At 49.4% G+C, this 26,796-nt stretch carries 28 protein-coding genes; 17 read left to right on the forward strand and 11 right to left on the reverse strand.

Annotated features, from left to right (window positions below):
• Positions 1–146: 146 nt before the first annotated feature.
• The 4 genes from M975_RS08725 to M975_RS08740 all read right to left on the reverse strand — a co-directional run bounded on the left by M975_RS08725 (position 147) and on the right by M975_RS08740 (position 4,912).
• Positions 147–1,700, reverse strand: a complete 1,554-nt coding sequence (locus M975_RS08725) for an MFS transporter (protein WP_064558832.1) — start codon at positions 1,698–1,700, stop codon at positions 147–149.
• Positions 1,701–1,725: 25 nt separating this feature from the next.
• On the reverse strand, positions 1,726–3,132 hold the full coding sequence (gene uxaC / locus M975_RS08730) for a glucuronate isomerase (RefSeq protein ID WP_064558833.1): 1,407 nt from the start codon (positions 3,130–3,132) through the stop codon (positions 1,726–1,728).
• Between the two features lie 57 nt (positions 3,133–3,189).
• Complete coding sequence (rspA, locus tag M975_RS08735; protein ID WP_064558834.1) at positions 3,190–4,404, reverse strand: starvation-sensing protein RspA; 1,215 nt, start codon at positions 4,402–4,404, stop codon at positions 3,190–3,192.
• Positions 4,405–4,585: 181 nt separating this feature from the next.
• Positions 4,586–4,912, reverse strand: coding sequence for a YnfA family protein (locus M975_RS08740; RefSeq protein ID WP_064558835.1), 327 nt, complete (start codon positions 4,910–4,912; stop codon positions 4,586–4,588).
• 111 nt (positions 4,913–5,023) lie between these two features.
• On the opposite strand from M975_RS08740, the gene M975_RS08745 reads away from it, so the two are divergent.
• Together M975_RS08745 and speG are read left to right on the forward strand one after the other, a co-directional pair.
• Positions 5,024–5,374, forward strand: a complete 351-nt coding sequence (locus tag M975_RS08745; RefSeq protein ID WP_064558836.1) for a DUF1283 family protein — start codon at positions 5,024–5,026, stop codon at positions 5,372–5,374.
• A gap of 59 nt (positions 5,375–5,433) precedes the next feature.
• Complete coding sequence (gene speG, locus M975_RS08750) at positions 5,434–5,991, forward strand: spermidine N1-acetyltransferase (RefSeq protein WP_064558837.1); 558 nt, start codon at positions 5,434–5,436, stop codon at positions 5,989–5,991.
• A 47-nt stretch (positions 5,992–6,038) separates the two neighbouring features.
• Here the strand turns inward: speG and M975_RS08755 are convergent, their stop codons facing one another.
• Positions 6,039–7,079, reverse strand: coding sequence for an oxidoreductase (locus M975_RS08755; RefSeq protein ID WP_064558838.1), 1,041 nt, complete (start codon positions 7,077–7,079; stop codon positions 6,039–6,041).
• 280 nt (positions 7,080–7,359) lie between these two features.
• Here M975_RS08755 and ydgT point away from each other — a divergent pair, with 280 nt between their 5' ends.
• From ydgT to gstA, 11 genes are all read left to right on the forward strand, one after another.
• Positions 7,360–7,575, forward strand: coding sequence for a transcription modulator YdgT (gene ydgT / locus M975_RS08760; RefSeq protein ID WP_064558839.1), 216 nt, complete (start codon positions 7,360–7,362; stop codon positions 7,573–7,575).
• Between the two features lie 92 nt (positions 7,576–7,667).
• The gene (locus M975_RS08765; protein ID WP_064558840.1) at positions 7,668–8,120 is read left to right on the forward strand and encodes a DUF2569 domain-containing protein; all 453 of its coding nucleotides are present in this window, start codon (positions 7,668–7,670) and stop codon (positions 8,118–8,120) included.
• A gap of 78 nt (positions 8,121–8,198) precedes the next feature.
• Positions 8,199–8,780 carry an electron transport complex subunit RsxA gene (rsxA, locus tag M975_RS08770; protein WP_034455395.1) on the forward strand — a complete coding sequence of 194 codons (582 nt, stop codon included), beginning with the start codon at positions 8,199–8,201 and terminating at the stop codon, positions 8,778–8,780.
• The gene (gene rsxB / locus M975_RS08775; protein WP_064558841.1) at positions 8,780–9,358 is read left to right on the forward strand and encodes an electron transport complex subunit RsxB; all 579 of its coding nucleotides are present in this window, start codon (positions 8,780–8,782) and stop codon (positions 9,356–9,358) included. The genes rsxA and rsxB overlap by 1 nt, the downstream gene beginning before the upstream one ends.
• A complete protein-coding gene (rsxC, locus tag M975_RS08780) occupies positions 9,351–11,420 on the forward strand; it encodes an electron transport complex subunit RsxC (protein WP_064558842.1) in 2,070 nt (689 codons plus the stop codon). The genes rsxB and rsxC overlap by 8 nt, the downstream gene beginning before the upstream one ends.
• Positions 11,421–12,470: an electron transport complex subunit RsxD gene (gene rsxD / locus M975_RS08785; protein WP_064558843.1), complete on the forward strand. Its 1,050-nt coding sequence runs from the start codon at positions 11,421–11,423 to the stop codon at positions 12,468–12,470.
• A gap of 9 nt (positions 12,471–12,479) precedes the next feature.
• Positions 12,480–13,106 (forward strand): electron transport complex subunit RsxG, encoded by a 627-nt coding sequence (rsxG, locus tag M975_RS08790; RefSeq protein ID WP_064558844.1) that lies wholly within the window; start codon positions 12,480–12,482, stop codon positions 13,104–13,106.
• Complete coding sequence (locus M975_RS08795; RefSeq protein WP_064558845.1) at positions 13,103–13,789, forward strand: electron transport complex subunit E; 687 nt, start codon at positions 13,103–13,105, stop codon at positions 13,787–13,789. The genes rsxG and M975_RS08795 overlap by 4 nt, the downstream gene beginning before the upstream one ends.
• A complete protein-coding gene (gene nth, locus M975_RS08800; RefSeq protein ID WP_064558846.1) occupies positions 13,789–14,424 on the forward strand; it encodes an endonuclease III in 636 nt (211 codons plus the stop codon). Before M975_RS08795 ends, nth begins: the two co-directional genes overlap by 1 nt.
• Before the next feature lie 618 nt (positions 14,425–15,042).
• Complete coding sequence (dtpA, locus tag M975_RS08805; protein ID WP_064559186.1) at positions 15,043–16,551, forward strand: dipeptide/tripeptide permease DtpA; 1,509 nt, start codon at positions 15,043–15,045, stop codon at positions 16,549–16,551.
• A 109-nt stretch (positions 16,552–16,660) separates the two neighbouring features.
• A complete protein-coding gene (gene gstA, locus M975_RS08810; RefSeq protein WP_064558847.1) occupies positions 16,661–17,263 on the forward strand; it encodes a glutathione transferase GstA in 603 nt (200 codons plus the stop codon).
• A 46-nt stretch (positions 17,264–17,309) separates the two neighbouring features.
• Here gstA and pdxY read toward each other — a convergent pair whose 3' ends face one another.
• The 5 genes from pdxY to anmK form a co-directional block, all read right to left on the reverse strand.
• Positions 17,310–18,170 (reverse strand): pyridoxal kinase PdxY, encoded by an 861-nt coding sequence (gene pdxY / locus M975_RS08815; protein ID WP_064558848.1) that lies wholly within the window; start codon positions 18,168–18,170, stop codon positions 17,310–17,312.
• Between the two features lie 97 nt (positions 18,171–18,267).
• The gene (gene tyrS, locus M975_RS08820) at positions 18,268–19,542 is read right to left on the reverse strand and encodes a tyrosine--tRNA ligase (protein WP_064558849.1); all 1,275 of its coding nucleotides are present in this window, start codon (positions 19,540–19,542) and stop codon (positions 18,268–18,270) included.
• 267 nt (positions 19,543–19,809) lie between these two features.
• Entirely contained in the window at positions 19,810–20,466 is a 657-nt protein-coding gene (pdxH, locus tag M975_RS08825) for a pyridoxamine 5'-phosphate oxidase (protein ID WP_064558850.1), read from the reverse strand.
• Between the two features lie 116 nt (positions 20,467–20,582).
• A complete protein-coding gene (gene mliC, locus M975_RS08830) occupies positions 20,583–20,906 on the reverse strand; it encodes a C-type lysozyme inhibitor (protein WP_064558851.1) in 324 nt (107 codons plus the stop codon).
• Positions 20,907–21,074: 168 nt separating this feature from the next.
• Entirely contained in the window at positions 21,075–22,196 is a 1,122-nt protein-coding gene (gene anmK, locus M975_RS08835; protein ID WP_064558852.1) for an anhydro-N-acetylmuramic acid kinase, read from the reverse strand.
• Positions 22,197–22,482: 286 nt separating this feature from the next.
• On the opposite strand from anmK, the gene slyB reads away from it, so the two are divergent.
• Complete coding sequence (gene slyB / locus M975_RS08840) at positions 22,483–22,950, forward strand: outer membrane lipoprotein SlyB (protein WP_064558853.1); 468 nt, start codon at positions 22,483–22,485, stop codon at positions 22,948–22,950.
• A gap of 100 nt (positions 22,951–23,050) precedes the next feature.
• On the opposite strand, the gene slyA is transcribed toward slyB, so the two are convergent.
• Complete coding sequence (slyA, locus tag M975_RS08845; protein WP_064558854.1) at positions 23,051–23,491, reverse strand: transcriptional regulator SlyA; 441 nt, start codon at positions 23,489–23,491, stop codon at positions 23,051–23,053.
• Positions 23,492–23,666: 175 nt separating this feature from the next.
• On the opposite strand from slyA, the gene M975_RS08850 reads away from it, so the two are divergent.
• From M975_RS08850 to M975_RS08860, 3 genes are read left to right on the forward strand one after another with little or no spacing between them, the layout of a single operon-like run.
• The gene (locus M975_RS08850) at positions 23,667–23,903 is read left to right on the forward strand and encodes a DUF1656 domain-containing protein (RefSeq protein ID WP_064558855.1); all 237 of its coding nucleotides are present in this window, start codon (positions 23,667–23,669) and stop codon (positions 23,901–23,903) included.
• 3 nt (positions 23,904–23,906) lie between these two features.
• On the forward strand, positions 23,907–24,764 hold the full coding sequence (locus tag M975_RS08855; protein ID WP_064558856.1) for an efflux RND transporter periplasmic adaptor subunit: 858 nt from the start codon (positions 23,907–23,909) through the stop codon (positions 24,762–24,764).
• A gap of 8 nt (positions 24,765–24,772) precedes the next feature.
• On the forward strand, positions 24,773–26,794 hold the full coding sequence (locus tag M975_RS08860) for an FUSC family protein (RefSeq protein ID WP_064558857.1): 2,022 nt from the start codon (positions 24,773–24,775) through the stop codon (positions 26,792–26,794).
• Positions 26,795–26,796 lie beyond the last annotated feature (2 nt).

The raw sequence follows: 26,796 nt of genomic DNA on the forward strand, positions 1-26,796 counted from the left end.
CTGTGTAGTGACTTGGGGACAGCTACAGACTACCTGACATGGTAGTCTGCATATTGATTTGCATTAAACTTTTGTACGTTTGGTATGACACGAAAAACAAAGTTGTATAACAACTCACATAATTTACCTATCACGCCAACTTATGCTTACCCCTTACGGTTGGCATAAGGCACTGCACCCAGAATTGCCTCTTTATGAGTGTCTTTATCACGCCATAAGTTTTCGTAACGATACCCGGTTAAATCCTCAACAATTGCGCGAGTTTCTGGCGATACATCTTTCTTCGCCCCATGGTTCTTCAGGCGCTCAACTTCGTCGACAAAAATCCGATGAGTACGTTTATTCAGGCGGAAAGTCAGTGCCTGCCATAAAGCCAGCACCAGTAACCCAGCCGTGCCCGCAAACAACATGATCGCAATGGTATTTACTGCGCTATCGGGTTGAACCAGACTGCCTTTAACAAAGCCACCGACCTGCAACAACACGCCGACACAAAAAGTGGCAATTGCGACGGTTGTTTTGCGAGAGAACGTCATCACTGCTGCAAACAAACCTTCACGACGCTGGCGAGTGATCATTTCATCAATGTCCGGAATAAACGGGAACACATTCCACGGCGTAAACTCCAGCACACAACGTCCAACCTGATAGACCGCCGCAAGGACGACTAACAGTGCAATTTTGTACTCCGAAGGGAACTGATAAACTACAAATAGTCCGGCAAGGCACAACAGCATCACACTATAAGCAAAGACATAAAGCCGTGAAGGACCATACTTAATGATTGCCAATCCGGCGATGAGAGTCACAGGTAAACCAACAATACTCATTGAAAGTAATGTGCCCGCTAAAGAGGAAGACACATTCAAGCAATAGACACAAAAGAAGACAAATACCGTGTTATAGATATCCTTGGCCGTGAACGAGAGTAGATATATTGCAAGGTGCTTTCTAAAGGCCCTGACTTTAAATGTTGAGGCGTATTCTTTAAATAATTTAATAATCGCACTAATTTTGGCCGTGAATGTTGTTGCCCCCGTGGGACGCTCAAGTTCAGCTAACATTTCTGGCGTGAGTTCTCGTTCCCAGGTCACCTTCCATGAAATAGAAACACAAACGGTGAACAGTACAGCAAAGACCACGCCATTTATTAAGTAAGCATTGGCGTTACCCTCACCAAAGTGACTAATCAGTAGCCCCGGAATAAAGGTTGCGAGAAACGTTCCTGATGCAGAAAAAAACATCCGACAGGTTGATAATTTTGTGCGCGAGTTAAAATCCTTCGTCATTTCTGACGGTAATGTTTCCCATGGTATCAAAACCATTGCAGCAATAACTTCAAAGGCAAGATACACCGCCAGATAGAACCAGTATCCCATGCCATCTACCCACAGCAAAGAATACACGAGCATCAATGGAGCACCAATAAGCAGAAAGAAACGACGGCGACCGAACTTCTTGCCCAAATAATGCTTGTAGAAGTGATCGGTAAAGCTGCCCATAAATAAACTAACAATAGCATCAATAATTCTTGCAAATGCAACTATCGATGCTGCCTCAACGGGAGATAAGCCGACAAAAGTCGTGTAGAAAAATAATAACCAAGCGCCAATAACAGTAAAGGCACCTCCACCCATAATATCTGTTATGCCGTAGCCGATACTGACAGGGATGGTAATTTTTTTATTGGTACGAGACATGTTCTATCCTCACAGTTAATGGATATTAAAATCCAAAATACTTGCTGGCATTTTCATGGCAAATGTTAGTTATTATTGTGGAAAGTAATTCTTTGTTATCTGGTATATCCCCATCCGCAACCCACTTTCCAATAATATTGCAAAGTATGCGCCGGAAATAATCATGCCGCGTGTAGGAAATGAAACTGCGGGAGTCCGTTAACATGCCGATAAAATTGGCCAACAGCCCTTGTTCTGCAAGACAAATTAATTGATTCTCCATCCCCCTTCGGGTGTCGTTAAACCACCAACCAGAACCGAACTGTATCGGTGATTTGACTCCTGCTTCGCCCGACTGGAAATTAGCAATTGTCGTGGCAACAATGTCGTTGTAGCTGGCATTGAGGTTATAAACGATTGTTTTTGGTAACGCGCCAATTTTTGCCATGGCATCCAGTAACCCATTAAGGCCCGAGGCTAAATTGCACTGGTCACTAATAGAATCAAAACCGACATTAATACCCAGTTTGCTTTTCATTACTGAATTATTATTACGAATCGCACCAAAATGAAGTTGCATAGCCCAGTTGCGTGCTTTGTAATGGCGCGCAAGCATGAGAAAAATTGCACTATTCAATATATTTTGCTCAGCCTTGCTGGTTTGCTCCCCATTTAGATTTTTAATAAATATCACTTCTAATTCTTGTTCCGTTGCCGCCTGATACGTTATTTCAATGGGTCCGTGATCTGATATCCTGCACCCTACTTCATGGAAAAAATCAATTCGCTTGCCAATTGCGAGATTAAAATCAAAAAGGCTTTTAACCTCAACGCTGGTCAATTCAGAGAGTTTATCTATAAAAGCCGTGAAAGATTGAGCGTCTTCATCAAAGATTTCATCAGGCCGGAATGTAGGTAACACTTTCGTAGTAAAATTAGAATCTTGTTGTAATAATTGGTGATACTCTAATGAGTCGAGTGGAGAATCTGTCGTGCATATCACTTCCACATTTGAGCGAGAGATTAGTGATCGGGGCGTAAACTCTTTCTGCAACAATGACTCATTGCAGATATTCATTACTTTCCGCCAGTTATGGGAACCAAGAACTTCTTCAATCCCAAAATAATACTGTAATTCAAGATGAGTCCAATGATAAAGTGGATTCCCAATGCTTAATTCAACTGTTTCTGCCCACGCATGAAATTTTTCTTCATGCGTGGCACTCCCCGTAATTTTCTCTTCACTTATACCATTGGCGCGCATTGCCCTCCATTTATAATGATCGCCAGATAACCAGAGGTGATTGATATTTTCAAAAGACTTGTTTTCATAAATTTCTTTCGCGTTAAGATGGCAATGGTAGTCAATAATCGGTAACGATTTTGCCACTTCACAATATAACTTGCGGCCCTGTTCATTATTAATCATAAAATGATCATTAATAAAGGTCATGATGCATCTCCATCATTATTATTAAATGTATGACTGATGAAATTGTTTTTTAATGTATTACCAGTTCCACAAGGTGCCGTCTTCGAGGCGAGCTACCGGCAAATAAGCAGGCTCATAGGGATATTTCGCGGCCAGTTTTTCATCGAACTCAATGCCAATTCCGGGCTTATCGCCTGGGTGCATATATCCGTTATCAAACGTCCAGTTGTGCGGGAAGACCTCGAGCATTTGCTCGGAATAACCCATGTATTCCTGCACACCAAAATTCGGCACCCATAAATCAAAGTGCAGTGCGGCGGCCATGCAGACAGGTGAAAGGTCAGATGGCCCGTGTGAACCGGTACGCACCTGGTAGAGCGAGGCGAAATCAGCAATTCGGCGCATACCAGTAATGCCACCGGCATGGGTAATCGTGGTGCGGATATAATCGATGAGCTGCTCTTCGATAAGCTGTTTGCAGTCCCAGATACTGTTGAACACTTCACCCACCGCAATCGGCGTAACCGTATGCTGGCGAATCAGACGGAAGCACTCCTGGTTTTCAGCTGGAGTCGGGTCTTCCATCCAGAACAGTCGGTAATCTTCAATGCTTTTACCAAAGCGCGCAGCCTCGATGGGCGTCAGGCGGTGGTGCATGTCATGCAGCAAGTGCTCGTCAAAACCAAATTTGTTACGCACGGCTTCAAACAACTTTGGCGTGAAATCAAGGTACTTTTCGGTGGACCACAACTGCTCTTCTGGCCAGTCGCCTTTAGTCGCAGGTTCGTATGCCTGGCCTTTTCCCTTTGCCATGCCGTAGGTGGTTTTCATACCCGGAACGCCACACTGCACGCGTATTGCTTTGAAGCCCATTTCTTTATGGCGGGCGTAATCTTCCAGCACATCATCAATGGAATGCCCGGTGGTGTGGCAATAGACCATGACGCCTTCACGCGATGCCCCACCGAGCAACTGATATAACGGCATGCCTGCGGCTTTGGCTTTGATATCCCACAGCGCCACGTCGACTGCTGAAATGGCAGACATGGTTACCGGCCCACGACGCCAGTAAGCCCCTTTGTAGAAAAACTGCCAGATATCTTCAATGCGATGTGCATCACGGCCAATTAACTGCGGGCAAACGTGATCTTTTAGATACGATGCGACGGAGAGTTCACGGCCATTTAAAGTGGCATCCCCAAGGCCCGTGAGCCCGTCATCAGTGGTGATTTTTAGCGTTACAAAGTTGCGCCCTGGACAGGTGACAAATACTTCTGCTTTTACAATCTTCATTCGGACTCCCTGACAGCAAATTAGCCATGCGGCTTTCTATAGGGGCCGAAATTACATGTGATACAACTACCATACAAGTATGTTTATTGTATTTTGACGGCAGGAGTCACAATTATTTTGTGAATTTTGCAATGTGTTGCACGCGGGATTTGATAAAACGCGTAATGAAATGATGAATGAATCAGGCTCTGCCCCAGCCTGCCACGATAATTAGCATGCCGCAGAAAGCAACGGCTGCGCCAACCCAGTCATATGCACTTAATTTTACGCCGTCGACGAACCGTAGCCACAACAACGCAGTGACGACATAGACGCCGCCGTAAGCGGCATAGACCCGCCCGCTTGCTGCCGGGTGCAGCGTGAGCAACCAGACAAACAATGCCAGGGAAAATGCGGCTGGAACCAGCAACAGCGGCGAACCGTCGCGCTTTAGCCAAAGCCAGGGCAAGAAGCAGCCGATGATTTCAGCAAGGGCGGTAGCAAAAAAAAGTAAGGTTGTTTTGATCATATTGAACGTTGTCTGGGATAATGGGGTCAATCAAGGGGCCGTCTTAAGGACGTCCCTCATCATGGTATAGTTATTTTAACAAATGGTGCTCCACCCTAAAAGGAAACTGCAATGAACACAATCCTTCGCAAACGTCTGTCTATGGCGACACTGCCATTGGCGCTGTTGCTGAGTGCTTTTGCGTTTGTTCAACCAGCGAATGCGCAAACAAACAAACTGATTGTTGAATCGGGTGATAATGCGCAGACTCGCCAGGATGCGGCGATGGACAAAGAGCAATGGAACGACACCCGCTCTTTACGCCAGAAAGTGAACAAACGAACTGAAAAAGAGTGGGACAAAGCCGATACTGCTTTTGATGCCCGCGATAACTGCCAGCAAAGTGCCAACGTTAATGCCTATTGGGAACCCAATACTTTACGCTGCCTTGACCGTCGGACTGGCCGGACTGTCGCACCGTAAACTGCGTAGTTACTGATAAGGCTTCTTCGGAAGTCTTATTCACTTTGAAAGGAACTCACATGACTCACCCTCTACAAATCAAACTTCGCCCGCTAGAACGCGAAGATCTCCGCTTCGTCCATCAACTGGACAACAACGCAAGCGTGATGCGCTACTGGTTTGAAGAACCCTATGAGGCGTTTGTCGAGCTTTCAGATCTGTATGACAAACATATTCATGATCAAAGTGAGCGCCGTTTTGTTATCGAGTGTAATGGCGAGAAAGCCGGACTGGTCGAACTGGTCGAAATTAACCATGTCCACCGTCGCGCTGAATTTCAGATAATTATCTCACCGGATTATCAGGGCAAAGGGCTGGCGACTCGCGCCGCTAAACTCGCCATGGATTACGGTTTTATGGTGTTGAACCTGTACAAGCTGTATTTGATTGTTGATAAAGAAAATGAAAAAGCCGTGCATATCTATAAGAAGCTGGGCTTTATGGTGGAAGGTGAATTAATCCATGAATTCTTTATTAATGGCGAGTACCGCAACACTATTCGAATGTGTATTTTCCAGCATCAGTATCTGGCCGAACACAAAAGTAGTGGCACTATTTTAAAACCGACTGCGCAGTAATCAATGTGGTGGATGTCGCTTACGCTAATCCACCCTACAAATCCCTGTTACGCCAGATTCAACGTTGCACGGTGTTTTGCAGATTCCATACCCAATTCAATCATTTCCATGACTTGAATCGCCTGCGCCGCCGGAACAGGGTTTTCGCCATGTCCGGTCAAAGCGTCACGAATCGCCGCATAATACGCCGGATAGTTCCCCGGAACCGTCAGCAGTGTTTGCTCAGCCATGATATCGCCCTGCGCCAGGGTCAATACGCCATCACGCATATCGTAGCCCCAGTCTTCCTGCGGTAAACGCTCACCCGCTTTCAGGCGGTCTTCCTGCGGATCAAGGCCATATTTGATGTAGCTACCCCGCGCACCATGCACGATATAGCGTGCGGTTTCTGCCGCTGCCAGCAACGTGCCGTGCAAAACGACGCGACGTTGCGGATATGCCAGTACCGCGTGGAAATAGTCGGTGGCTTGTGCGCCAGGGCGCAGCTGGCCTAAATCAACGGTCAGGCTAACGGGCAAGCCAAACAAATTCAGCGCCTGATCGATAAGATGTGGGCCTAAATCGAACCAAATGCCACTGCCAACTCCAGCCTGTTCACGCCAGCGGTTGCGAACCTGCGGGCGGTAACGGTCAAAATGCGATTCGAAATAGGCCACTTCGCCGAGCGTGCCGTCTGCCAGCAATGCTTTGAGCGTTAAGAAATCACTGTCCCAACGGCGGTTGTGGAACACCGAAAGCAGCAGACCGCAGCTTTTCGCCAGTGCATCCAGTTCACGCGCCTGTGACAGTGTCACGGTAAAAGGTTTATCGACAACCACGTGTTTACCCGCTTCCAGTGCGGCTTTAGCCAGCGGGAAGTGAGTATCATTGGGGGTTGGGATAACAATCAGATCGATATTGGGGTCATTGAATAGATGATGAGGATCAGAGACCACTGGCATATTTGGCCAGTCAGCATGAACTTTCGTGGCATCACTGCTGGAAACGCCAGCCAGCACCATTCCCGGCGTACCCACGATTAAAGGAGCATGAAAGGTCTTGCTGGCATAACCGTAACCGATTAGCCCGACACGAATGTTATCACTCATTTGTTTTCCTCATAATTTTGGACAACCTATTGGATACTATCCTGCCGATCGTAACAACAGGTAATTATATTGTTGCGAGTTAGTTGCATACTCGCCAGGCGACCGTCTGTCTTGCCGCTGACGAAAACCGGCATTAATGATGATTAATTGATGAAAATTCCTAAAAACTCATTTCAGCCAGGTTTGTTAATAAATAAAGGCAAAATTCCGTTTATTATTTATCCAGAAAATAACGCGTGATTCGCAAAAAAACCTTTAACTGCATGGATAACTACCTCTCATGACGGCTCTCGATTATTTAATGAAGTTTCGTAAAATCAGCTCATCTGACAGCCTTGAAAAACTGTTTGATCACCTTAATTACACCCTGACCGATAATAACGATCTGATGAATATGTATCGGGCAGCCGATCACCGCCGTGCGGAGTTAGTCTCGGGTGGGCGTCTTTTTGATTTAGGTTGCGTGCCTAAATCCGTCTGGCGCTATGTGGTATAGTGTCGCAGCGGTAGCAAAGCGCTGAAAAAACCTTATAATCCTCCCGCCTTATGATTCGCATAAGGAATGTCTTATTCTTCCCGGGAGGTAACATGACGACGACGCAAGTATCCGCGCGAGCTCCACGCATTGCAGGCTGGCTTCTTGCCCCTCTCGCATGGCTGCTGATGACGTTACTCAGCAGCAGTATCGCTCTTGCCATTTATCTTATGATGCTCATCTCCCCAGAAAGCCATCGACTTATGAGCGCTCAAGGCCCCAAAATGGTGCTGCTTTGGTACACCTCAATCGCATGTGCCATTGCCATGTGGGGTTATACCGTGTGGTTGACTATCGCCTTCTTCAAACGCCGTAAGAATGTGGTACGTCATTATATTCTATGGTTATTGTTATCAGTGTTGCTTGCGGTTAAAACCTTCGCGTTTTCCCCGGTCAGTGACGACCTGGCGTTGCGTCAACTGATGTTTCCTTTGTTGGCAACCGCCTTGTTGGTCCCTTATCTGAAGCGCTCAAAGCGTGTGAAGCACACTTTTATTCAGCCGTAATAACCCTATGATCACTCCGTTGTCGTTATCGGCTTATTAGCCGATAATAGGTGGCTTTTTTTGTTTCAGGTCTTATTCATGACAGATTATTTACTGCTCTTTGTTGGTACGGTGCTGGTCAATAACTTCGTATTAGTGAAGTTTCTTGGCCTGTGTCCGTTTATGGGAGTTTCCAAAAAACTGGAAACTGCCATCGGCATGGGGCTTGCCACCACTTTTGTACTGACTCTGGCATCTATTTGCGCGTGGCTGGTCAATGAGCTGATCCTTATTCCGCTCGACCTGGTCTATTTACGCACGCTGGCGTTTATCCTGGTGATTGCCGTTGTGGTGCAATTTACCGAAATGGTGGTACGCAAAACCAGCCCGGCACTCTATCGCCTGCTGGGTATTTTTTTACCGCTCATTACCACTAACTGCGCGGTGCTTGGTGTTGCCTTGCTGAACATCAACTTAGGTCATAACTTCCTGCAATCAGCACTTTATGGTTTTTCAGCCGCCGTAGGTTTTTCCTTGGTGATGGTGCTATTTGCCGCAATCCGCGAGCGTCTGGCTGTAGCCGATGTACCGGCACCCTTTCGCGGCAATGCTATCGCACTTATCACCGCAGGTTTGATGTCCCTGGCATTTATGGGCTTTAGCGGTCTGGTGAAGTTCTGATGAGTACGATTTGGATTGCAGTGATTTCGCTGGGCTTGTTAGGTCTGGTATTCGGGTTGATCCTCGGTTATGCCTCACGACGCTTTCGCGTCGAAGAAGACCCGATTGTCGATAAACTCGATGAGCTGCTGCCGCAAAGCCAGTGCGGGCAATGCGGCTACCCTGGCTGTCGCCCATATGCAGAAGCAGTTGGGAACCAGGGGGCGAAAATCAATCTGTGTGCCCCAGGCGGCGAAGCTGTCATGCATAAAATTGCCACCTTACTTAACGTCGACCCGCAGCCTATTGAAGGCGATGAGCACGCGCAGGAACCTGTGCGCATGCTGGCGGTGATTGATGAAGCCAACTGTATTGGCTGCACGAAATGTATTCAGGCATGCCCGGTAGACGCCATCGTTGGTGCAACCCGTGCGATGCATACTGTCATTAGTGATCTTTGCACCGGATGCAATTTATGTGTCGACCCGTGCCCTACGCGCTGTATTGATTTGCGCCCGGTCGAAACCACCACAGAAAGCTGGAAGTGGGACCTACAAACCATCCCGGTTCGTATCATTCCGGTGGAGCAACATGCTTAAGTTCTTTACCCGTTTCAATAAAGATAAAATTTGGGATTTCGACGGTGGCATTCACCCACCGGAAATGAAAACTCAGTCAAATGGCACGCCTTTACGCCAGGTTCCATTGCCAAAACAACTGGTTATTCCGTTGAAGCAGCACATCGGTGCTGAAGGCGAGCTGTGCGTTAAACCCGGCGATTATGTGCTGCGCGGTCAGCCCTTGACCCGTGGGCGTGGTCGCATGCTGCCCGTTCATGCGCCAACTTCCGGCACCGTGACCGCCATTGCCCCCCACTCCACGGCCCACCCTTCTGCACTGGCAGAATTGAGCGTGATTATTGACGCCGATGGCGAAGATAAGTGGATTGAACGCGATGGCTGGCAGGACTATACCTCCCGTAGCCGCGATGAATTGATTACCCGTATTCACCAGTTCGGTGTTGCAGGTCTGGGTGGCGCAGGCTTCCCGACAGGGAATAAGTTACAAGGCGGTGGCGATAAAATCGACACGCTGATTATCAATGCGGCCGAGTGTGAACCCTATATCACTGCCGATGACCGTCTGATGCAGGACTGCGCCGCGCAAATCATCGATGGCGTGCGGATCCTTGCGCATATTCTGCAACCGAAGCGCGTCTTAATCGGTATCGAAGATAATAAGCCGCAGGCGATTTCAATGCTGCGGGCAGTACTTTGCAATACACAGGGTATTGAACTGCGGGTGATCCCGACCAAATACCCGTCCGGTGGTGCCAAGCAGTTGACGCAAATTCTGACTGGCAAGCAGGTTCCGCAAGGCGGGCGTTCTTCCGATATCGGCGTATTAATGCAAAACGTCGGAACGGCGTTTGCAGTGAAACGCGCCATTATGGACGGTGAACCCTTAACCGAACGTGTCGTGACCTTAACCGGCGGTGCGGTTCAGCAACCGGGAAACGTCTGGGCACGTTTAGGCTCGCCCGTGAGCCATCTTCTGGATTTTGCCGGGTTCCGCTCAGGGCACGATCAGCAAGTGATAATGGGAGGCCCATTGATGGGCTTTAGCCTGCCGTGGCTGGATGTTCCGGTAGTCAAAATCACCAACTGTTTGCTTGCGCCATCCGCCAGTGAAATGGGTGAACAGCAAGAAGAACAAGGTTGTATTCGTTGTAGCGCCTGTGCTGACTCTTGCCCGGCAGATCTCTTGCCGCAGCAGCTTTACTGGTTCAGCCGTGGGCAGCAGCATGATAAAGCGCAGGCTCATAACCTGAAAGACTGTATCGAATGCGGAGCTTGTGCCTACGTCTGCCCGAGCAGTATTCCACTGGTGCAATATTTCCGTCAGGAAAAAGCACAGATTCGTGAAATTGAGCTGGAAGCCAAACGTACCGCTGAAGCGAAAGTGCGCTTCGAGGCTCGTCAGGCACGTCTTGAACGCGAAAAAGCTGCGCGACTGGAAAAACATAAGCAGGCTGCGGTGCAGCCCACTGCTAAAGATAATGATGCGATTCAGGCCGCTCTCGCCCGTGTGAAAAGTAAGAATGCACAAGGTAGTGAGCCGATTGTGATTCAGGCCGGTAGCTTGCCAGATAACCAGCAAGTGATTGCTGCGCGTGAAGCCCGTAAAGCCCAGGCTCGTGCGCGCCAGGCACAGAAAGAGTCACAAGAAACCACGACGGAAACGGCGGCGGCAGACCCGCGCAAAGCCGCTGTCGAAGCCGCGATTGCTCGCGCTAAAGCTCGTAAAGCGGCACAAGCGGGTGATACCCAGCCCGTTGTAGAAACAACACCAGCTGAAGCGGTTGACCCGCGCAAAGCCGCTGTCGAAGCCGCGATTGCCCGTGCTAAAGCACGTAAAGCGGCACAAGCAGGTGACACCCAGCCCGTTGCAGAAACAGCACCTGCTGAAGCGGTCGACCCGCGCAAAGCCGCTGTCGAGGCCGCGATTGCTCGTGCTAAAGCTCGTAAAGCAGCACTTGCTGACCAGGCACCTGGTGAAGAAAACACTGAAGAACAAGACCCGCGTAAAGCCGCCGTTGCTGCAGCCATCGCCCGTGTACAGGCGCGAAAAGCAGCGCTACAAATGGCATCAGAGGAATAAATGGTTTTTAAGATAGCAAGCTCCCCTTATACCCATAACCAGCGCAGCACATCACGGATTATGCTGCTGGTGACTTATGCCACTTTGCCGGGAATGGCAATGCTGTGGTACTGGTTCGGCTGGGGCAGTCTGGTGCAAATCGCATTGGGTATATTTGCGGCGGTGGCCGCAGAACTGCTGGTTCTCACCTTACGCAAACAGCCGCTGCGCATTCTGAGTGATAATTCTGCTGCATTAACCGGCTTGCTATTAGGGATGAGTATTCCACCGTTTGCCCCATGGTGGATGGTGATCCTCGGTACTGTTTTTGCGGTCATTATCGCCAAACAATTATACGGCGGATTGGGCCATAACCCTTTTAACCCGGCGATGGTCGGCTACGTGGTGTTGCTGATTGCCTTCCCAGTTCAGATGACCTCCTGGTTACCTCCGCAATCACTTGCTGCCACCGTACCCGGCTTTGCCGACTCACTGCATGTCATTTTCTCGGGAACAACCGTTACCGGTGATTCCATGACGCAACTGCGTATGGGTATTGATGGCATAAGCCAGGCGACGCCGCTGGACACGTTTAAAACCGGTATGCGTGCCGGACATTCCGCATCCGATCTGCTGCAAGCGCCAATTTACAATGGTGTTCTGGCGGGTATCGGCTGGCAATGGGTTAACCTCGCCTTCCTGGCAGGCGGCCTGTTTATGTTAATCAAAGGCGCTATTCGCTGGCATATTCCGGTCAGTTTCCTGCTGGCGTTAGCCGTGTGTTCAACACTTGGTTGGATGTTTGCCCCGGAAAAATGTGCATCCCCGCTGATTCACTTGTTCTCTGGCGCAACCATGCTGGGTGCGTTTTTCATTCTCACCGACCCGGTCACCGCGTCGACCACCAATCGTGGGCGCTTGATTTTCGGTGCTCTGGCCGGATTACTGGTCTGGTTGATTCGCACATTCGGTGGTTACCCTGATGGTGTCGCATTTGCCGTTTTGCTGGCAAACATCACCGTGCCGCTGATTGATTATTACACCCGCCCTCGTGCTTACGGGCATCGTTAAGGAAATGTCATGCTGAAAACAATGCAAAAACATGGCGTAACCCTGGCGCTGTTTGCCTCACTGGCAACCGGGTTGACTGCGGTTGTTAACGCGCTAACAAAAGGCACCATCGAACAACAAGCGGTTGCTCAACAGAAGCTATTGTTCGATCAGGTTATCTCGCCGGATAGCTACGACAATAATATCCAGGGCAGTTGTTTCGTTATCAATGAGCCACAGCTGGGTAAAGGTGCACGCCATATTTACGTTGCGCGCAAAGGCCAGCAGCCCATTGCAGTGGTAATGGAAGCCACGGCACCTGACGGTTATTCTGGTGCTATCCAGTTACTCGTCGCCGCAGATTTTAACGGCAAGATTCTGGGTTCTCGCGTCACGGAACACCATGAAACTCCAGGACTCGGTGACAAAATCGAAACCCGCCTAAGCGACTGGATTACCCATTTTGCAGGTAAAACCATTCAAGGCAGTGATGACACAAGCTGGGCGGTGAAGAAAGACGGCGGTCAGTTCGATCAGTTTACCGGGGCGACGATTACGCCGCGAGCGGTGGTCAATGCGGTAAAACGTGCGGGACTTTTCGCTAAAACATTACCATCGCAAATTGATAATTTGCCTGTTTGTGGAGCACAACCATGAGCGAAGTAAAAGATATTGTCGTTCAGGGGCTATGGAAAAATAACTCCGCGCTAGTGCAGTTGCTGGGCCTGTGCCCACTGCTGGCGGTAACCTCCACAGCAACAAACGCATTGGGGCTTGGACTTGCCACCACGCTGGTATTGGTGCTGACCAATAGCGCCGTTTCCGCATTGCGCCGCTGGGTGCCTGCGGAAATACGTATTCCGATTTATGTCATGATCATTGCCTCGGTGGTGAGCACAGTACAGATGCTTATCAACGCTTACGCCTACGGTTTGTACCAGTCTCTGGGGATTTTCATTCCGTTGATTGTGACCAACTGTATCGTCATTGGCCGCGCCGAAGCCTTTGCCGCCAAAAGCACAGTTCCGCTCGCCGCACTTGATGGCCTGGCCATTGGTATGGGTGCCACCAGTGCGATGTTTGTTTTAGGCTCGCTACGCGAGATCATCGGTAACGGCACGTTGTTTGATGGTGCTGATGCACTGCTGGGCAGTTGGGCCAAAGTGTTACGCATCGAAGTGTTTCACACCGACACCCCTTTCCTGTTGGCGATGTTGCCACCGGGTGCCTTTATTGGCCTGGGTTTAATGCTGGCGGTTAAGTATCTTATTGATGAGAAAATGAAAGCGCGCCGGGCCGCGAGAGCGGTAGTCACGGAAGGCAATCCAGGGAAAGCGTAATGAATAAGACCAAGCGGCTTGAGATCCTCACGCGCCTGCGTGACAACAACCCTCATCCTACGACTGAGCTACAATTCAGCTCCCCGTTTGAATTGCTGATAGCAGTACTGCTGTCAGCACAGGCAACCGATGTCAGCGTTAATAAAGCCACGGCTAAACTCTACCCGATAGCAAATACGCCGCAGGCGATGCTGGAGCTGGGTGTTGATGGCATAAAGTCATATATCAAAACCATCGGCCTGTTTAACAGCAAAGCGGAAAACGTCATCAAGACCTGCCGCATGTTGATTGAGTTGCATAATGGCGAAGTGCCGGAAGACAGAGCAGCCCTTGAAGCTTTGCCGGGCGTGGGTCGCAAAACGGCAAACGTGGTGCTCAACACTGCCTTTGGCTGGCCAACCATCGCGGTAGATACGCATATCTTCCGCGTCTGCAACCGCACTCACTTTGCGCCCGGTAAAAACGTTGAGCAGGTGGAAGAAAAGCTACTGAAAGTGGTTCCTGCAGAATTTAAAGTTGATTGCCACCACTGGCTGATTCTACATGGCCGTTATACCTGTATCGCCCGCAAACCGCGCTGTGGCTCATGTATCATTGAAGATCTTTGTGAATACAAAGAGAAAGTCGATATTTAAGCGCCTTCAACCTGCTGTTTAAACGGCAGGTTACACCCCTACTCCGCACATCCACACCTGAAAGCACCGCTTAATCCATTGATTTATTCTGCGAATCATTAACGTTTCGGTTAAATCATGTGGCGAATAATCACCCCAACAGGTTAATCGTTTTTTTACGATAAGAATTTTCCATAACTATGTGACACAGATCACACTGATAACACAGTGTTAAATTTTGGTCATCAAAATGAAACAAATAACCTCGCATAACGCAGTGATTAATCAATTCAGGCAGGACAATAGGCTGGACAAATCTTTACACCCCGCCCATATCACTACACATTCGACCATAAAGCAGAATATATAACTAAAACGATCTGTTTTTGATGTTCCAGCAGAGAATAAATTGGTAAAGCGCATTTTGATAAAATTTAACGCTGAATAACAATTTGCTTTGCGGAGCTTTATCCCGCCCCGGATATATGTAACAGAGTATTACAAACCTATTGCCTGAAACCGCAGGATAGTGAACATTACCCGCCGTTTCCCCTTTCTTATAACTAAAAAAGCGAATGCCGGACTGGCATGACGCTTAGAAAATTCCTGTTAAATTGGGATGTAAAAAAAGAGGTATATGTGTCGACTGCAAACAAAAAACCAGCAGAAAGCATTAGTCTGAATGCTTTCAAACAACCTAAATCGTTCTACCTGATTTTCTCTATCGAATTGTGGGAGCGTTTTGGCTACTACGGTCTGCAAGGTATTATGGCCGTTTACCTGGTCAAAATGCTGGGTATGTCCGAAGCTGACTCCATCACCCTGTTCTCATCCTTCAGCGCACTGGTCTACGGAATGGTGGCTATCGGTGGTTGGTTGGGCGATAAAGTTCTCGGCACCAAGCGTGTCATTGTGCTCGGTACTATCGTACTGGCTATCGGTTATGCGCTGGTAGCTTACTCCGGTCACGACGTTGCTATTGTGTATATGGGTATGGCGACTATCGCTGTGGGTAACGGTCTGTTTAAGGCTAACCCATCCTCCCTGCTTTCTACTTGCTATGACAAGGATGACCCACGTCTGGACGGTGCATTTACTATGTACTACATGTCCATCAACATCGGTTCATTCTTCTCTATGTTGGCCACTCCTTGGCTTGCAGCGAAGTATGGCTGGAGCGTTGCGTTCTCCCTGAGCTTCGTGGGTATGCTGATCACTCTCGTGAACTTCATGTTCTGTAAGAAGTGGGTCAAAAACCACGGTTCCAAACCTGACTTCCAGCCTGTGCATTTCGGCAAACTGGCCACCACTATTGTGGGTGTTCTGGTACTGGTGACTGCGGCAACCTGGCTGCTGCACAACCAGGGCATCGCGCGTATGGTTCTGGGCGTAGTGGCTCTGGGCATCGTGGTTGTCTTTGCTAAAGAAGCTTTCGCCATGCAGGGTGCTGCTCGTCGTAAGATGATTGTTGCCTTCATTCTGATGGTTGAAGCAATTGTGTTCTTCGTGCTGTATAGCCAAATGCCAACCTCTCTGAACTTCTTTGCGATTCGTAACGTTGAGCACTCCATTCTGGGTGTGATGTTCGAACCTGAGCAGTTCCAGGCACTGAACCCATTCTGGATCATGATTGGTAGCCCGATTCTGGCTGCTATCTACAACAAGATGGGCGACCGCATGCCAATGCCGCACAAATTTGCGTTCGGTATGATTCTGTGTTCACTGGCCTTCCTGGTGCTGCCACTGGGCGCGAAGTTCGCATCTGATGCAGGTATCGTGTCTGTTAGCTGGTTGATTCTGAGCTATGCGCTGCAGAGTATCGGTGAGCTGATGATTTCCGGTCTGGGTCTGGCAATGGTTGCACAGTTGGTTCCACAGCGTCTGATGGGCTTCATCATGGGTAGCTGGTTCCTGACTACCGCGGGTGCAGCAATCATCGCAGGTAAAGTTGCAAACCTGATGGCTGTTCCAGAAAACGTAACCGATCCACTGCAATCACTGGCTGTGTATGGTCACGTATTCATGCAGATTGGTATTGCTACCGCTGTTATCGCGATTCTGATGATGCTTACCGCACCGAAGCTGAACCGCATGGCTCAGCAGAGTGACAACGAAGCTGAAACCGTAAAGGAATCAGCTACCGCGTAATGTAGCGGGAAACATGATATTTTCAGCCGTTAGCTTTTCGCTAACGGCTTTTTTTTTGCCCGTTTGCGCACTAACATAGGCTATCTTAGCGCCCCATAGGAGTTCAGTAATGAAACTGTATTATAAAGCTGGTGCCTGTTCCCTCTCCCCTCATATCATCCTGCGTGAAACTGGCGTTGATTTCTCCCTGGTTAAAGTCGATTTAGCGGCGAAGAAAACCGAAGCGGGTGACGACTACCTTGAGATCAATGCCAAAGGACAAGTCCCGGCGCTGCTGCTTGATGACGGCTCGCTGTTGACTGAAGGTGTAGCGATTGTGCAGTATCTGGCAGATAAAGTTCCGGACCGCCAGTTACTCGCGCCAGCAGGTAGCATGACGCGCTACCACACGCTTGAGTGGCTCAACTACATCGCAACTGAGCTACACAAAGGTTTCTCTCCGCTGTTCAATCCAGCCACGCCTGACGAATACAAAACCATCGCGCGTGCTGCTCTCGAGAAGAAATTCAAATATGTCGACGAAGAGCTCAATGATAAACAGTGGCTGATGGGCCTGCGCTTTAGCGTGGCAGATGCGTATCTGTTCACTGTGCTGCGCTGGGCTAATGCCGTGAAGCTGGATCTGGCCGGTCTGGATAACATCGACGCATTTATGGAGCGTATGAAAGCGCGTCCGGCGGTTGCGGCGGCGTTAACGGCTGAAGGGATTTAACACAAGTCGATGATTGAAAACGCCCTCTGCTGAGGGCGTTTGTATTTTACAGTTTCACCGCGGTGAAATAGTGCTCTGGTTTCGCAATGCCTTCTTGCGCCGCAACCAGTTGCAGTTCGTACTCTTCCATTTTTTTCGTCACGACCATAATGTCGTACACCGCAGCGGTAACATGCTCCAGGGCTTCACGAAGTGATGCACCCTGCAACAATTTCACCAGCAGCAAACCACTTGTGACATCACCCACGCCAACTGGTTGGCGATCGCCAAAGTCCACTAACGGGCGGTGGATATGCCAGGCTTCATCTGCCGTGACCAGTAGCATTTCAAAACGATCCTGCTGATAAGCCGCACGCGCCAGGTGTTTCACCAGCACGATTTGTGGGCCTTGAGCGATTAACTCACGGGCAGTCGTGACTGCCTCATCCACCGTGTTAACCGCATGACCACTGAGAATTTCAAGCTCAATCAGGTTAGGCGCAATAATATCACTGGCAGGCATCGCGTAACGCGTATGGAACTCAGCAACACCCGGCGCAACGATACAACCCTTTTCAGGGTGCCCCATGACCGGGTCACAGAAGAATTTTGCCTGCGGATTGGCTTCTTTCACTTTGCGAACAATAGAAAGAATATGCTCACCCTGCTCAGCAGAGCCAAGGTAACCGCTCAGCACTGCGTCACAACGCTTAAGCTGATCAATATCGGCAATGCCTTGCACAATCTCGCTGAGATGGCTGGCAGGCATAACGCTGCCTGTCCATTTTCCGTATTGAGTGTGGTTGGAGAACTGCACTGTGTTCAACGACCATACGTTGGCGCCCAGACGGCGCATCGGGAATTCGGCGGCACTATTGCCTGCGTGACCGAAAACCACATGGGACTGGATGGCAAGAATGTTTTTCATTTCTCTACTCGGATGGAACAGTATCGGTTGAGGTTGTGTGTACACATCATGCAAAAATAAAGGGCGTGGTTTCCCACGCCCTTCTGGTCTTTCTTAATTACTTCCAGCAAACGAGGCAGTAATTTTTCTTACCCCGGCGCAGCAAGGTGTAGCGATTGAACAGAATATCGCTATCCACAAAAGTATATTCCGGGTCAGCCTGCTTCTCACCGTTGATGGTAATCGCATTCTGCGCAATGGTTTTGCGCGCCTGGCCACGTGATGGTTGCAGTTCGGAGTCCACGAGTGCCTGTTGTAAATCAGCGCCGCGTTCCATCTCAACCATCGGTACGCCATCCTGAGCCAGTTGCTCAAGGTCGGCTTCAGTCAAATCGCTCAGGTTGCCGTTAAACAGGCTGGCGGTAATACGTTTAGCCGCTTCAAGACCTTCTTCGCCGTGAACCAGGCGAGTCACCTGCTCTGCCAGTACGTATTGTGCACGTGGTGCAGTGCCGCTATTTTTATCTTCTTCTTCCAGCGCGTCGATTTCTTCGAGGCTCATGAATGTGAAGAATTTCAGGAAGCGATACACATCAGAGTCAGCGGTGTTGATCCAGAACTGGTAGAACTTGTACGGGCTGGTTTTCTTCGGATCAAGCCACACTGCGCCACCTTCGGTTTTACCGAATTTGGTGCCGTCAGATTTGGTGATAAGAGGAACAGTCAGACCGAACGCCTGCTGCTGGTGCAGACGGCGAGTTAAGTCGATACCGGAGGTGATGTTACCCCACTGATCAGAACCACCAATTTGCAGCACCACGCCATGCAGTTTGTTCAGACATGCGAAGTCATAACCCTGCAACAGGTTGTAAGAAAACTCGGTGAAAGAGATACCCACGTCGTCACGGTTCAGACGCTGCTTCACGGCTTCTTTGTTAATCATCTGGTTAACAGAGAAGTGCTTACCGATATCACGCAGGAAGGTCAGCACGCTCATGCCGCCAAACCAGTCGTAGTTATTGGCAGCCACGGCTGAGTTTTCACCGCATTTGAAATCGAGGAACGGTGCAACCTGGCGGCGGATTTTTTCCACCCACTCTTGCACGGTATCTTCGGTGTTGAGTTTACGCTCAACCGCTTTAAAACTTGGATCGCCAATCAGACCTGTTGCACCACCTACCAGCGCGACAGGTTTGTGACCCGCTTCCTGGAAGCGTTTCAGGCACAGCAGTGGAACCAGATGGCCCAAATGCAAGCTGTCAGCGGTAGGATCAAAGCCGCAATACAGAGCAATTGGCCCTTGCGCCAGTCGCTGTGCTAACGCTTCTTCATCCGTTACCTGGGCGACTAAGCCCCGCTCTTGCAATTGTTTTATCAAATTGATGCCTGCCATCAAATTCTCCATCTATATACGACTGCACCTTTACCGGTACACGGCTTTTCGCCTGGTGGCGAAAGAAGTTAATTTCTTAGGGGATACATACCCTAAATAATTCGAGTTGCGGGACGGCGACGACGCAATGAATCCCCGGGAGCTTACGTGAGTAAGTGACCGCGGTGAACGAGGAAAGCCAACACACATGCAACTTGAAATATGACGGGTATAGAATAAAGCGCCAATAGCAGGAGTACCAGCGCTTAAAACAACAAATTCCGTCTGTTATGGGGCAAGACGGTCTATTTTCCAGGCATCACCTTCACGCTGGTATAAAAAACGGTCGTGCAGACGGTGTTCGCCACCCTGCCAAAATTCCATTTGATCAATTGTTACGCGATAACCGCCCCAGAAGCTCGGCAGTGGAATGTCGCCTTGCTGGAATTTCTGTTTCAGCTCTAAGAATTTACTTTCCAGAATGCCACGCGCAGAAATTCGGCTGGACTGTTTTGAAACCCAGGCACCAATCTGGCTGTCACGCGGGCGGCTATGGAAGTATTTCACCACTTCGATAGTCGATAAACGTTCTGCTGTACCTTGCACCATCACCTGGCGGTCAAGCATGTGCCACGGGAAATGCAGGCTGATACGCGGATTATTTTCCAGATGATGGGCTTTGCGTGAACCGAGATTGGTATAAAACACCAGGCCGCGCTCATCGAAGTGTTTAAGCAGGACAATGCGCTGATATGGCTGGCCGTTTTCATCAACCGTCGCCACAACCATGGCGGTTGGGTCAGCAAGTTTTGCCTCACACGCCTGAGCAAGCCAGCGCTCAAACAATGGCAAAGGTTGTTCGGTAAGATCTGTGCGGCGCAAACCACCTTTGGTGTATTCGCGGCGCAGATGTGCGATTTGTTGCAAAGAGTCGTTATCAGACATGGCGTTACATCAGGCTATCCACAGGTGGAGCTATTGTGCGCTCCACCCTCAAAAATCTCTACTCAAAATAATTCAAGTTGCAGCCAACGCTCCTGCGATTTGAAGTATGAAGAGTATCAACGCTTAGGATTTTGTAGCTGGCAGTTATCCAGCACGACGGTGTCTTTACGATACACCGTGGCGGTATCGCCTTTCGACCAGAACACGTAAACACCATCGGTATAGCGCGTGCCTGATGCGGACAAACCTTGAGTCAGTGACAAATACTCGTTGTCATACACAAAGTTCACCATCTGCTTTTGGTTATTCAATTTAACAGTGAGTGGTTTTTCATCACACTGATATTGCAGAGTGTCTGTCTGCATCTTCTCAACAAAGGTGTTGTAGTAGCTACATCCTGAAAGCATAAGGGGAATGGCGGCAATAAGTAGTTTTTTCATCTGCATGTCCTGAAGTTCTTTTTTTTATAGCGGGAGATAATAGCCTCCCCCATTGCCTTCAGTTTAGAGATTTAGTGCGGTACTGAATTTCAGTTAACTCTGATTTATGCCCGTTATCGTTCAAGTTGCCTCGTTGCAGGCTACGCTCAACGAAGCAACTCGAATAATTTAGAGTCTATGCAGCGGATTGGCAGGGAAAATAGCGCCAATCACGCTGGCGGCAGAAGCACCGGTTACCGACGGCAAGTTACCGGGTAAACCCGACATAGTACGGTAAGCCAGCCAGGCGAAGGCCAGCGCTTCCATATCATCGCCGCTAATTCCTGCTTCATCGGTTGTCGTCACTTCGATACCTGGCAACAGCGCGCCTAAACGCGCCATCAGTAACGGGTTACGCCCACCGCCACCGCACACCATCAGGCGCTCACAGCCACCACTGAGCAATACTTGCTCAGAAATAGTGACCGCAGTCAGCTCCGTCAGGGTAGCCTGAACATCTTCACCAGCAAGTCCTGGGAATGCCGCCAGTTGCCGCTCAAGCCAGCCATAGTTGAAATACTCACGCCCGGTGCTTTTTGGCGCAGGTAACGCAAAATAGGGATCACTCAACATTTGCTGCAACAGAGGAATAATGACCTTGCCGCTACTCCCCCATTCGGCGTCTTTATCATAGGCTTTGCCGCGCTGGCGCCAGATCCACGCATCAATCAGCATATTTCCCGGCCCGGTATCAAACCCGCGCACCGGTTGTTCCGGAATGAGCAACGAAAGGTTAGCGATACCGCCGATATTCAGCACCATGCGGTGCTCCGTAGGGTGTGCCAGTAAAGCATGATGGAATGCCGGCACCAGTGGCGCACCTTGCCCGCCAAGCGCCATATCACGGCGGCGAAAATCGCCAACGACTGTCACACCGGTCCGCGCAACGATTTGATTGTTATCGCCAATTTGCATGGTATGCGCCGTCTCACCTTGTGGCTCATGCCAGACAGTTTGCCCATGGCAACCAATCGCGGTGATATCGGTATAGGTCAGTCCCTGGTTGGTCATCAGAGTCTGAACTGCATCAGCAAATAACTTGCCCAAACGATTATCCAGTTGGCCCAACTGAGAAAGCGTTAATTGCTGACCCTGACAGATAGCCAGGATATCTTTCTTGATGTCTAAAGGAATGGGATGGCTGTAACTGGCCTGCTGTGCAACAAGATGTTCATCAATCGCTGCCAGAACGACATCAATCCCGTCCAGACTGGTACCTGACATCACGCCGATATAACGCCCTGATTTCATCTGTTACTCCTTTAAACGCGCCAAATTTTGGGGGTTAGTCCACCATAAAATAACACTCAATACGATGGTTAATTAATAATTTTTAACAACAAAATTCCTTATAGCGATATTAGAGACGCTGTAGCGTTAAATATACGAATGGTTTAATTACCGTTATAAGTGCCTTTTTTAGTATCAATGCCATAATGCGTCTGAACTAATCTTAAATTCAGAACCTAAATACCATATAATTTAGTCATGAAGGATGCTCAGGTTGAGCGTTTCACATATTCAGGAGAGTCACAAAATGATGTCACGCGTACTGGTAGTCTCGTTAGTTGGGTTAACTCTGGCTGGTTGTGCTAACACCAGTACACTTTCAGGCGATGTGTATAGTGCTTCTGATGCCAAACAAGTACAAAGCGTCACCTACGGTACATTAGTCTCCACTCGCCCGGTCCAGATTCAGGCAGGTAATGACTCAAATGTAATGGGTGCGATTGGTGGTGCAGTACTGGGTGGTTTCCTGGGTAATACTGTCGGCGGTGGTACTGGCCGTTCACTGGCAACGGCTGCGGGCGCAGTAGCGGGTGGTGTTGCCGGTCAGAGCGTTCAGGGTGCGATGAACAAAACTCAGGGTGTGGAACTGGAAATCCGTAAGGACGATGGCAACACAATTCTGGTCGTTCAGAAACAAGGTGAGACTAAGTTCTCTGCGGGCCAACGTGTGCGAATCGCAAGCAACGGCAGCCAGACTACCGTATCGCCAAATTAATCAGCTGTAGTAGCTTGTTAACAGGCCACTGCACTTAAATCTGTTTTGCCCTTCCCCATAAAACAGAAAGCCTCGCCGAAAGGTGAGGCTTACACTGAAATCAATCTTTCGATTGCAAATCAATAATATTATGTTCCAGGCGGCTTATCAGGTCGATCAACAGCGTTTGTTCTTCGTTGCTGATGCCAGATAAAATCTCTGTGCGCGTTTTCTTGATAACCGTTTCCATCTCATCGATGATGGGTTCAGCGCGCTCAGTGAGTTTAATGCGTTTCGCACGGCGATCGTTTGCACAAGTTTGACGAGAAATAAGCCCTTTCTCTTCAAGTTGATCAAGCGTTCTGACTAACGATGGCTGCTCAATGCCAATCGCTTTGGCCAACTGAATCTGTGACTGCTCGGGTGGTAGCTGGTGAATATTATGCAGCGTTACCCAGTGAGTCTGTGTCAACTCCAGAGGTTTTAGGCGATGGTCAATCAGAGCACGCCAAATGCGCACTAACCTTGCCAGATCTGATCCTAATGGCGATTCCAATTTCATCTCCTTATAATTAGCTTGCTAACTTATTATACTGATTTTAAACTATTGTGCAGGCTTTAATTGAAAAAACAAAATCCTTATTTTTGCTGATGTTATGCAAACAGCTATACTTTTAGTTTACATCTAAGTCAGGGGAAACGGCAGTCATCCCCGGTATTTTAAAGGATTATCTGACGTGAGCTTTCATTTTATAACATCAGGCCTACCTCTTCAGGACCTGGTGTTTGGTGCTTCTATCTACTTCCCTCCTCTTTTTAAAGCGGTTATCGTCGGCTTTTTTATCTGGCTCATACTGCATCATCTGCTGCGTGACTGGATGTATTCCGGCGAAATCTGGCATCCAACATTAATGGATTTGTCATTATTCTCGCTGTCAGTGAGTGCAGCGCTTGTGATTCTGGTGGTGTGGTAAAGCATGAATATGAAAACAATTAAGTACTTTTCCACGCTGGTGATTTTCGCGGCAGCCGTAATTGTTGGCTGGCTGTTATGGAATTATTACATGCAATCACCCTGGACGCGAGACGGGAAAGTTCGTGCTGAGCAAGTCAGCATCACACCGCAGGTGTCCGGAACGATAACTCAACTGAATATTGAGGATAACCAGTTCGTTAAGGCCGGAACGGTTCTGTTCACTATTGATGCTACGCCTTATCACATCGCGCAGCTTAATGCCGAGGCGCAACTCGCTCAGTCTCAGTCCGAACTGTCAAAAGCCAGCAATGAGGCAAATCGCCGCAAGAATTTGCCACGCAACTACATTTCTGCCGAAGACATGGACACGGCAAATATTAATGTCAAAGCCGCGCAAGCTGCGGTAAAAGCTGCTGAAGCCACCGTTGAACAGGCGAAATGGCAGATTTCACAAACGACTGTTGCCGCGCCTGTTGATGGCTGGGTGACCAATCTGTCTACGCGTACGGGGAATTACGCGACTTCCGGCCAGCCTGTATTTGCCCTGGTCGACAGCAACTCCTTTTATGTCGTCGGGTATTTTGAAGAGACGAAGCTGCGCCATATCCAACCGGGTGATCTCGCTGAAATTGTTCTTTATAGCGGGCATGTGCCGTTATCAGGCAAAGTGCAAAGCATTGGCCGCGCCATTTACGACCAAAGCGTTGAAAGTGACAGCAATTTAGTCCCGGATATCAAACCCAATGTGCCCTGGGTGCGCCTTGCCCAACGCGTGCCGGTGCGGATTCGGCTAAACCAAATTCCGCAAGGTGTGACGCTGGTGTCTGGTACCACCTGCACTGTTTCAATTAAACACTGAATCCAGCGATGAAACTTTCGTCATTGGCATGGAAAAACACACCCTGGGGCAAAACCAACGCCGGGCAATGGCGCTATGCCCTGCGCAACGCTATTGCGATGTGCCTCGCATTAACCATCGCCTATTATCTGAACTTAGATGAGCCCTACTGGGCGATGACATCGGCGGCGGTGGTCAGCTTCCCAACCGTTGGCGGCGTGGTCAGTAAAAGCCTCGGGCGTGTGATCGGAAGCCTTATAGGTGCAATGGCGTCGCTTATTATTGCGGGCAATACACTTAACGACCCCTGGCTATTTACCATTGCCATGGCCTCCTGGCTTGCGCTTTGCACCTGGAGTTCCAGCCATTTCCAGAATAACGTCGCGTATGCTTTTATGCTTGCGGGCTACACCGCCGCAATCATTGCCTTCCCAATGGTTAATACCGTTGAAACCACACAGTTATGGGATATCACCCAGGCACGGGTATGTGAGGTGATCGTCGGGATTTTGTGTGGCGGTTTTATGATGATGGTGCTGCCCAGCACATCTGACGGCACCACTTTGCTGACCGCACTGCGCAACATGCACGCACGGTTATTAGAACATGCCGCCATGCTGTGGAAACCCGAAACCACTGACGCGATTCGTACCGCGCATGAAGGTGTTATCGGCCAGATCCTGACCATGAATCTGTTAAGAATCCAGGCTTTCTGGAGTCATTATCATTTTCGCCGCCAGAACAACCTGCTCAATTATCTGATTCATCAACAGCTACGCATGACCAGTGTCATCTCCGGTTTGCGCCGAATGCTAATGAACTGGCCAAATCCTCCTGAAAATTTATGGACTGTTCTGGAAGCTGTCATTAACGAACTGGCGCGTGAAGGCACCCACAAATACACCGTCGCCCGCCTGTTACAACAAATTGCTCCGGGCCCAGATGACGATTACCGCCATCGCGCATTCTGGCTTCGCTTGCGCTACTTTTGCTGGCTGTATCTCAACAGCAGCCGCTGGTTACGCGAGTTAGAAAATGCCACGCCAGTGTCAGAACTTACACCGCCCAAAACACCACCGCTTGCGCGCCATACGGATAATACCGAAGCGCTCTGGAGCGCACTGCGCACCTTCTGCGTGATAACCGTGACAGGTGCATGGTGTATCAGCACCCAGTGGGATGCCGGAAGTGGCGCTTTATCGCTGGCGGCCATTAGTTGTGTACTCTATTCGTCAGTTGCTTCACCGCTCAATTCGCTCACGCTATTGATGCGCACTTTGCTGTGGCTGTCGCTGTTTAGCTTCCTGGTTAAATTTGGCCTGATGGTTCAAATTACCGATCTGTGGCAATTTCTGATTTTCTTGCTGCCACTGTTGGCGACGATGCAACTGCTGAAATTGCAACAACCCAAACTTGCCGGGCTTTGGGGGCAACTGATTGTTTTCATGGGCTCGTTCATCGCCGTCACCAACCCACCCGTTTATGACCTTGCTGACTTCCTCAATGACAACCTGGCAAAAGTCCTTGGTGTCGGGCTTTCCTGGGTGGCATTTTCTGTGCTGCGTCCGGGGTCCGACAAGCGCAAAAGTCGTCGCCATATTCGTGCCTTACGGCGTGGTTTCGTCGATCAGTTAAGCCGTAAACCGCAGCATTCTGAAAACCAGTTCGAATCTCTGGTTTATCACCACATCAGTCAATTGAGTAACAGCAAAGATGACGTTGCGCGCCGCTGGCTACTGCGCTGGGGCGTGGTGTTGCTCAACTGCTCGCATGTGGTGTGGCAATTACGCGGCTGGGAAACACGTTCAGACCCGCTTTCGCAAGTGCGTGATGTCTGTATTCATACTCTGAGGGATGTGATGAGTGAACGTGGTGTTCAGCAACGTTCTTTAGCGACGACATTAGAGGAATTGCAACGGATGTCAGAAACGCTCGCGCATCATCACAACCCGGCAGCTCGTGAGCTGGCAGGAATTATCTGGCGGCTTTATTGTTCGCTTTCACAACTGGAACAAGCGCCACCTGCCGGAACGTTGGCAGGCAGCCACTGAGT

The sequence above is a fragment of the Buttiauxella brennerae ATCC 51605 genome (assembly GCF_001654925.1).
In the GTDB taxonomy this organism is placed as follows: domain Bacteria; phylum Pseudomonadota; class Gammaproteobacteria; order Enterobacterales; family Enterobacteriaceae; genus Buttiauxella; species Buttiauxella brennerae.